General features: G+C 38.9%; 11 protein-coding genes and 2 pseudogenes. All 13 read right to left on the bottom strand.

From position 1 onward, the window contains the following. Nucleotides 1-1,230: aspartate ammonia-lyase (locus tag NCCP2222_RS04840; protein WP_248510124.1), on the bottom strand; the 1,230-nt coding region annotated here is incomplete at its 3' end. Nucleotides 1,231-1,871: 641 nt separating this feature from the next. Continuing rightward, on the bottom strand, nt 1,872-2,378 hold the full coding sequence (locus NCCP2222_RS04845; protein WP_248510125.1) for a hypothetical protein: 507 nt from the start codon (nt 2,376-2,378) through the stop codon (nt 1,872-1,874). 138 nt (nt 2,379-2,516) lie between these two features. Next, nucleotides 2,517-2,765, bottom strand: coding sequence for a hypothetical protein (locus tag NCCP2222_RS04850; RefSeq protein ID WP_248510126.1), 249 nt, complete (start codon nt 2,763-2,765; stop codon nt 2,517-2,519). Between the two features lie 275 nt (nt 2,766-3,040). After that, a complete protein-coding gene (locus tag NCCP2222_RS04855; RefSeq protein WP_248510127.1) occupies nt 3,041-3,400 on the bottom strand; it encodes a hypothetical protein in 360 nt (119 codons plus the stop codon). A 615-nt stretch (nt 3,401-4,015) separates the two neighbouring features. Continuing rightward, nucleotides 4,016-4,228, bottom strand: coding sequence for a bacteriocin immunity protein (locus NCCP2222_RS04860; protein WP_248510128.1), 213 nt, complete (start codon nt 4,226-4,228; stop codon nt 4,016-4,018). A gap of 36 nt (nt 4,229-4,264) precedes the next feature. Next, nucleotides 4,265-4,389, bottom strand: a pseudogene (locus NCCP2222_RS04865) (recombinase family protein); the annotation flags it as partial. A gap of 139 nt (nt 4,390-4,528) precedes the next feature. Then, a complete protein-coding gene (locus tag NCCP2222_RS04870; RefSeq protein ID WP_248510129.1) occupies nt 4,529-4,726 on the bottom strand; it encodes a DUF4926 domain-containing protein in 198 nt (65 codons plus the stop codon). A 9-nt stretch (nt 4,727-4,735) separates the two neighbouring features. Further along, nucleotides 4,736-4,951, bottom strand: a complete 216-nt coding sequence (locus NCCP2222_RS20850) for a DUF6883 domain-containing protein (protein ID WP_375709160.1) — start codon at nt 4,949-4,951, stop codon at nt 4,736-4,738. Between the two features lie 115 nt (nt 4,952-5,066). Next, nucleotides 5,067-5,246, bottom strand: coding sequence for a hypothetical protein (locus NCCP2222_RS04875; protein WP_248510130.1), 180 nt, complete (start codon nt 5,244-5,246; stop codon nt 5,067-5,069). Between the two features lie 470 nt (nt 5,247-5,716). Then, nucleotides 5,717-6,049, bottom strand: coding sequence for a hypothetical protein (locus tag NCCP2222_RS04880; RefSeq protein ID WP_248510131.1), 333 nt, complete (start codon nt 6,047-6,049; stop codon nt 5,717-5,719). A gap of 24 nt (nt 6,050-6,073) precedes the next feature. Then, nucleotides 6,074-7,645 carry a T7SS effector LXG polymorphic toxin gene (locus NCCP2222_RS04885; protein WP_248510132.1) on the bottom strand — a complete coding sequence of 524 codons (1,572 nt, stop codon included), beginning with the start codon at nt 7,643-7,645 and terminating at the stop codon, nt 6,074-6,076. A 347-nt stretch (nt 7,646-7,992) separates the two neighbouring features. Then, nucleotides 7,993-8,157: a hypothetical protein gene (locus NCCP2222_RS04890; RefSeq protein ID WP_248510133.1), complete on the bottom strand. Its 165-nt coding sequence runs from the start codon at nt 8,155-8,157 to the stop codon at nt 7,993-7,995. A gap of 27 nt (nt 8,158-8,184) precedes the next feature. Beyond that, nucleotides 8,185-8,820: pseudogene (locus NCCP2222_RS04895) on the bottom strand (hypothetical protein); the annotation flags it as partial.

Consider the following 8,820-nt stretch of genomic DNA (forward strand, 5'->3'; position numbering starts at 1 on the left):
CAATGTGCCGATGCTCTTCTCCACATACTCTTTCATACGCTCTGCATTCGCAGTAATCCCGCTAATGCAATATTCCCGGAACACCTGGATTCCGTTCTTCATAATCGTCAGCGATTGCAAGAGATTATAGACGAGCACTGGCTCCATTACATTCAATTCAAATTGGCCCGCTTCGGAAGCCAAACTGATCGTGTGATCGTTGCCGATTACTTGGAAAGCAATTTGGTTCAGCACCTCAGCCATAACCGGATTCACTTTCCCCGGCATGATTGAGGAACCTGGCTGTCTGGCTGGAAGATTAATTTCACTGAAGCCGGCTCTTGGACCTGATGCCATGAGGCGCAAGTCGTTGGCCATTTTCGAAAGGTTAATCATACAGATTTTCAGCGCTGAAGATAGCTCTGTATAAACATCGGTATTTTGCGTCGAGTCAATCAGATTCCCAGCCGATTGCAAAGGCAATCCGCTGATGGAGCTCAATTGATCGACTACCATTTCGATATAATCCGCATTCGCATTCAACCCAGTACCGATGGCAGTCGCTCCCATATTAACGGAAGAAAGAAGTGGTTTCGTCCGCGCAATACGCTCAATATCGCGTTCGATGACACTGCGATAAGCGCCGAACTCTTGTCCCAGGCGAATCGGAACCGCATCCTGCAAATGAGTTCTTCCCATCTTAATGATGCCGTCAAATTCCTGCTCTTTCCCTTTCAGCTCATCCACAAGCTGCTCCATCGCTTCCAATAGCTCATTCACAAGACGTTGTGCTGCAATTTTGATAGCTGTCGGAAATGCATCATTTGTAGATTGAGACATATTCACATGGTTGTTCGGACTAACGATGCTGTAATCGCCTTTTGGCTGGCCCATGATCTCAAGCGCGCGGTTGGCAATGACTTCATTCGCATTCATGTTAAATGAAGTGCCAGCGCCCCCTTGAATCGGATCCACGATAAAATGATCCACCAATTTCCCCTCAATCACTTCATCCGCCGCTTGAACAATCGCCACGACCAATTCCTTCGGCAAATCATTAACAAAGTGATTGGAGATGGCTGCCGCTTTCTTCACCACGCCGATGGCACGGATCAACTCCGGATGCATGCGTTCCTTCGTAATCGGGAAGTTCTCCGTTGCCCGCATCGTTTGAATTCCGTAATACACATCATTCGGAATCTCTTTCTCCCCTAAAAAATCATGTTCGATACGTCCAGCTAGTTCACTCATTATCCTGTTCCTTCCTCTCGATCATCGCCAAAAAGGCATTCCTTCACTATAGATGTATGATGTCTGACCAATTCAGGCATTATCCAAATGCTTTCAGTTGGCGCATGATAGTATGATTTTGCTCACGCCGCCCTTGTCTTCGTCCCTTTATCGGACCTTCGACTGGACCACGCAAAGTCACCCCTCTAATGGTACGCCTTTTATGTTAGCAATGCCATGCTTTTTCGAAGGAAAGTGTAAAAACCATATGATATTTTTTTGAGACAATCCTAACCGTTGCCAAACACGCTAGCCAACTTAGGTTGATTAGATAATTGAGAAGATAAAATGAGCCATACAATATTAGTTTCCCTTTAAACCATTAGGATTATTAGGTTTTTGCAAAAAAATAAACCTTAAAGACGTAAAGTCCTTTTGGTCGGTCGCATCACTCTTTTACATATGTGAGATAACGGGCTCATCAAAAGTTGCATATTCTCTACATTCCGACAGTAAGACTTAATTTTCCCGCTTGAAATACTTCATATTTTCCAATTGGAAAAACCGTCATTTGCTGAGCGGCTCAATCAAGATAAACTCTAGATTTATGCTATTGACCAGGATTGTATTCTAACTCAGAAAATTCTTCTCATTGGGTCCATTTATAGGCTACAGTTCAATAATTTTCTTATTTCTTGATCATAGTTACTATCATCATTACCTATTTCAATTAGCACGCAATCTTCATCTGTAGCAGGTTCATAACCTAGCACTATTTTGGGTATATTAAATCCCTTTTTTAATGCGAACAAATAATGTATCAGTATTTTTATCTTTAATTCACCATCTTCTTCATATCTATTAACAATCTCATTTGCAGGAAAGTTTAATACTATATCGCCTTTAAGTTCATTAAACGAGAATACAATCATGATATCCTTTAATGGTATACCTAACTGTAATTCCTCAATTAATACATTCCCTGTTCCTGTCGGCGATAAGATTTCCTCTACATCTTTCACTCGAGAAAATACCAAGTCTTTTTTTAGTTTCCTATCATAAAAATGTGATGATATTATTTTCAAACTCGCTAGGTTGAACTCATCATAAACCAATTTATTTATATCTTTCTTATTAAAATCGGTTAAAATAATCTCAAGATTTTCCACCTTGTCCCACTCCCTCATTAGGATCATAAATGAATAAGCAAGTGCGTAAAAATAATAAGTCAATCTGAAAGAGACTCAATTTTTTTAGCGCCCACAATATCTTGCAAGCTTGCAGCCAACACATGTCACTCATCTTTTTTAGAAATAAGTCTGGCGAGATTCAACAGCCTCATCCAAACTCATTGCTTTTTCTAAAACATCATCCACAAGAATAAGTAAAGGCCCCTCTAAAATATCCCCTTCTGAAGTTTTAACTTCAAAAGAAGCAGCCCAGTATTTCGGGGAAATTTTAGACATCTCGACACCCATTAGTTCTAACTCGAAGTTTTTATGCCTATCTTTATTTACATAGTCAAGTGCCAGTTGTTTAGCTCTCTCTCTCGACAATTTGATTTCTGAACCCCTCCATATCCTGCTGTAGATCTTCATAGAGAGAAATTTCAACCAATGAACCTTTCTCTTGCAATGAAGGTTCAATAATTTTCTACTTCATTTATTTCAACGCTTCTTCTAATTTATTCTTTTCATGTTCTAACATACTGCTTACTATAACACCACAACCCATTTTATCTTTGTCTAAAGCCAATCCCACATTTCGTCACTGGGCAGCCCCCGTCAAAAAAAGAAACCTTGAAAGCCAATCAAAGTTCCACAATACTGATTTAACCGTTTTGATGTCGCTTTTTTGCTAAATCAATCGCTACGGCTAATTTAATTCGAAAAATTTTACTCAAACCTCTTTGAAAATCCTTCAGATTAAAAGTTTCAATTATAGGTAATTCTAAATGATCGACTCTACTAATCTCAATTTTTGCAATTCTATCAAGATCCACTAAAATAGTGAATATATCTTCGCTCTGGTCTGGTGTCCAATTTAAAATATATGCGCTTTTTACTTCTCCAAAAGTAGTTCTTAACACATTCAATATTGCTTCTGCTTTACCATCTCGAGCCAAAACAATGTTCGAACCTTCTAACTCCTTTCTGAAATCCTGTTCCTGTTTGCTTCCGATTAGTTTCATTTTATCACCCCTGGTGTAGTAGTAACTAAATTATGGCTTTAGCATCTAATACCTTCATAACTTTGTTAAAGTCGGTTCATTTGTTGTAAGCAACTCTATTCCAGTGTCAACTCTATCAAACACAAGATAATGTTTTATGTTTTTCGTAGGAAATGTTCCAGAAACTTGGAATATAAAGTTATGTAAATAACTTGAGTCAGTCACCATGAATATTCTATTATTTTGGAGTATATCCACTGGTATACTAGAAATCCTATTAATAAAACCATTTTAACAGAATATCTTATATCCAATACATCTTTAAATTGTAATTTATTGTTTTCAGTGTTAGAAAAATAAATCACAAAAACTCTGTTACCACCCTTGAGCTTGAGGGCAATCCAAATATCGGTACCACCTTTCCCAACGTTCCAATACTATTCCTCCACTATTCTTTTTTAATTGATTACAGGAAAATGAGCTATTACAGAGATTAATACCATGGCACCTAGTAACGCGGATGTTTCTTAAGATAATTAGTAAATTATTTTACATTAATCGGCTCCACAAACAAAAAAGAAACCTTGAAAGGCATATAGCCATTCAAGGTTCTCCTGATACGTGTTCTAAATACAATTATTTTTCTTCTTCATACGCTAAGGCAATCTCCACTATTTCTTCTGGTGATAATTCCTCTTCATTCCAGAAAATTAAGTCACTTGGGGCTGGATGAGGAACGTTGTTTTCCAAAATACCTATATATTCACTTACTTCTTCATCAGACAGTTTAGGATTACAAATTTTAGTTACTAGTTCAACTAATTCATCTTTAGATAATTTTCTACTCATTTTATCCACCTTTTCATTATTGATAATGTCACCACATTAATACTTACCTGTATAAAAGTTCCTTCTATCCAATATTCGCTTTACTTGAACTTTCGTAAACAACTTACCTTGTTTCGTTTTATGCCCTCTTCATTCCGTCGTTCTGCTATTTGAGTTAAGGATTCTTAAAAACATAATATATGGCTAACAGGAGTCACTCATATTCTCTCCCCAAAAATGAACTATTCCTACTGGGTAGCCCCCACCAACAAAAAAAGAAACCTTGAAAGGCATTAAACCAATCAAGGTTTCATCATAAAATTATTTTAGTTTTGTTATCTGATTTGAGAGATAAACTCCTTGATACTTGACTCTACCTTCTTCATCGACAAACTCAACCTCATATGCTTTATTAGGTGTATCATAAACCATTATTATAGTGCCTATATCTCCTTTTTTTATCCCCTCGTTAGGGTCATCTTCTAAAACTATAACAGTTTCGTATACTTCAAAACTCATTATCTTCACCTACTTTATAAATAGTGTAGTCATTTCAGGTGTATTTGAGCCACTCTTAATAATCCATCCCGTTCTAACTGTGGCAGTTTTACCGTTTGCCCCTTTTATTAGCATATCAACAGTATATCTTTGACCGTATTGGTCTGCTTGCCCTATTGTAGCAGGTGTATTTGCTATATTTTTATGAATTTTTATCATTAGTTGACTAGCATTACTTTCTCTCACCTACTTTAAAAAATAGAAATGCGTCGCGTCTCTTAATTCTTGCCTTTTAATTCTTCACCATTTATAAAACCTTGAAAGGCATTTAGCCAATCAAGGTTCAATTATTTTATATACTTTATTTCAACGCTTCTTCTAATATATTCTTTTCATGTTCTAACATGCCACTTACTATAACGCCACAAACCATTTTATTTTTGTCTAAAGCAAATCCAACATTCTCATTTTGTACAATTGAAACAGTATCGTTTTCTGAAAATGAAATTAATACCTTATCAATCCCTATATAGACATTCAATATGTTGTTTTCATCTATATAAATTTTATCCTCATATTCTTCAACTTGAAAATTAGGTACGCCTTTTATTAAAGTAATTATCCAAGTTTAATTTTTCCATCTTGTATACGTTCTCACTCAACGTCAGAGTAATAGACCGAATGTTCTCCGAACTAGAACCGATTAACAATCCTAATCATTCAAGTCAATTTTACTTCGATAGAGCGGCTCAGAGAATGGCAAGATGTCTGGTTAAGGAAAGCACTGTATTTCCTGAGAAAATGACATTTGAGTCCTAAGGAGTTTAATTTGATCCATGTATATCCTCCTCTTATTGCCTCTTTAATGGTAGCATTACTTTCTCTCACCTACTTAAAAAAATAGAAATGCGTCGCGTCTCTTAATTCTTGCCTTTTAATTCTTCACCATTTATAAAACCTTGAAAGGCATTTAGCCAATCAAGGTATATGTTTAATGCAACGTTTTTATTTCTAATTTTCCCTTTTCCATACACTTTGTCCGTCAGTTAAAAAAATTGCACTTGGAGGATCATCATAGAGAGAAATTTCAACCAATGAACCTTTCTCTTGTATTAACCAATTATATAAACCGCCTTTGTTTTTACTAGGATGAGATAAAATTTTACTTACTCTAAATACAGCTGCATCATATTCTGTATAATTTATATCATCCTCATCTAATCCATTATCTGTTTCGAAAACTGTATCTAACTCGCCAATAATCCTTAATCCATTTTCCCATTCTAGAATCATGTCACGATCTTCATAATTTATTATTGTTTCTATTAAAGAGTCATACCCCATATGCATCCTCTTTTCTTTTGTTTTTTATGGTCTTGATGGTACTATATGAGCACCGTCTTTTCCATAATGTATTAATCCTTTAGTAGTCTCAAGGTATTTACCTGTATCGCGATCATAGTATTTCCCAATTGGTTTACCAAAGTCTACTCTTTCTTTTTTACCGTTCGGTAGTAGTTGACCTTTCCCCGCAAACTTATCAAGCAGTTCTTGTGCTGTTTTATTATCACCATAGAAAATACTCTTATTTTTTCCATTTGCAATTTCTTGCTTGTAATTTGGGGTATTGGGAATATGTTTCTCTTGAGCACCTGGCTTTACTTTAACTGGGAACCCATTGACTTCTCTATAAGGTCCGATAGGTACTGAATTCTTACCATAAGAAGGTACACCATTATCCCTACCCTTAGTCCCTTCCAACCCACCAGTCTTCTTCGGCTCCTCTACCTTTTCAACCTTCTTAATCTTCCCTCCCATTGCTTTCCTGCTCAATCTATAAGTTATTGTGCCACTCTTGAAGATCTTCCCTTGGGGGGTCAGGAAAAAAAAGGCGGCTGCTTTTTGCGGAATTGTTGTATCCTTGTCAAATATAGTTTTGACATCTTCAAGGAACAGGAAGTCAAGGGCACCTTTAACTGTACCTATCACGAATCCGCCAAACCCAGGTGGTATCATCCCCCCACCGAACATAGGCTGCACTGGACCTTTGACGGCGCGAAAGTCCATGACGGGATCGCCGTCTGTCGGATAGGCTTGCCGGTTGAGTCCAACATTTTCTGATAGAGAATACTTGGCCATTTCATCGTAAAGCTTCTCCAATTCCTCTTTGTCACGGACTTTTTCCATCTCGTTGATTGTCGCTTCGAGGTCTTTTCCAAGCTGTTCCTTCGACTTTGATCCGGTCATGACACTGGCCAGTACAGTGCCCCTGTAGGCCATGTCCGTCTGTAGGAGGTTCTTGGCGAGCAGCTCCGCCCATTGCCCCGTCTCGTAGTGAATATCGGACGTGTTTTCTGTAAACAGGCTGGATGCGTCCGCAATCCATCGTTCCATCACTTGTAGATGGTTGTCGATAGCTATTAGGGCATTGGTTTGCTCTGAATCAAATGTATTTAGCTCCGTGACTGTATTATCGCGTTTTCGCTTCGCTGTGTAAATGCCGTCCTGTACATTGCTGTCGTCCAGATGCGGCAAGGCAACGATGTCGGCTACTTTGTTCATGATTTGATTCGCTTCGTCTGTCAGACTCGCGGTGATTCGGGCTATTTCATCCAGGCCCTGCTCCACTTCCCCTTCTAGAAAGCTCTCTTGGATCCATCCTGAAGGATGTGGTTCCAATGTAGTTAATGCAGCTGTCATTCGTTCCAGTACATTCACGAAGTCACTCTGCATCATATGGAAGAGCTGGATGAACGGCAAATGCACTTCATCATAGAACGAACGAATGGCTTGGCCGCCTTCACCTTTAAATGCTTCATCTAACGCTACAAATGTCTCGATTGTTGTTTCGATTGCTTTCATTTCAGTTTCGAGCCGATTCAACGCACTCAGCATATTTCGCAATCCTTCTTGAAACGGATGGACTGCCAGAATTTTCACTTTTCCCTCACCCCTATTTCATCACGGAAACCCCTTCTCACACCCTCCAGGCGTTTCAATAAATTACTTGTATTTCCATCTGTACTTCTAAAAAAACAGGATGCCGAGGCATCCTGCCAGAGTGTAGACAAAGTCGATTTTAACTTTGTCTACACTTTTGTAATTGCTTTTTCGACTAATTAGCACACACCTCAGCCTGGCTTGAAAACGCTTGCCAGACTAGGCGCGAAGGCGAGCGAAGACTCGAATAGAACTAAAGTTCATGAGAGGACGAGCGAGCCGAGCAACAACGTATGAAAGCGTTTGTCAACAGGCTGACAGGATGCCTAGGCATCCTGCTATTTGGTTTATTTGAAGAATGGAATAAAGTACTCCAACAGAAGGATGATGGCGACAATCGCAATAATTTGGATTGCAGTTACGTGCCATTTTGTCTTTTTGTCCTTTTCCCACACATAATTATTGAGGATGACTACTGCAGCGATGACTAATGTTAGTTGAATCGGACCCATTCTCCGCCTCCTACTTGAAACTGTTTGTTACCCCTTAAACTTTTTGGTAGTGACTTCTCCATCCGGGGTTATGACAAAGCGAACCCGATGTGGCCAATTCTTTCCTTCATCTTCACTAAGATATAAAATGACCTCTTTCGTCCCGATTGAAGGTACCGTCGTGCCAATAATTTCTCCCCATACTGGCACTTTCTTTTGGATTTCGTAGGATGCGACCCCTTTGCCGATTGATCCCGCGTGAGGTAATGGCACTTTCTTATTAAAAAGATCAACGGCTTTAGTCGAGCCGGGTATTTTCCCTAACACTTTGAATATACCTGCCGTTCCATAGAAATTAGCTACTGCTTCTGCGGATTTAGCAGAGTAGTAATTGAAGCGTCCCATCTCGGCTCCCTGTGTATAATACTGTAAATCCGGATTGTCTTTAAAAATGATGAGCTTTCCGTCTTTCACCATATAGTTGACATCATGTCCGTATAGATCCAGTTTGTCCGGCCGCACGCCGAGCGAATCGTAATTGATTGGCGCTCCTTTACTGACGACATGATTTCCATGTTCTCGTTTCCATATAATATTTCCTTCTGCCAGCTCTTCCAACGGTTTATCCGTTACTGCCATTCGTTCTTCGATGGACGAACGGTCCGACACCTTCAGCATTTCTTT

This window comes from Sporosarcina sp. NCCP-2222 (assembly GCF_023168145.1).
Lineage (GTDB): Bacteria > Bacillota > Bacilli > Bacillales_A > Planococcaceae > Sporosarcina.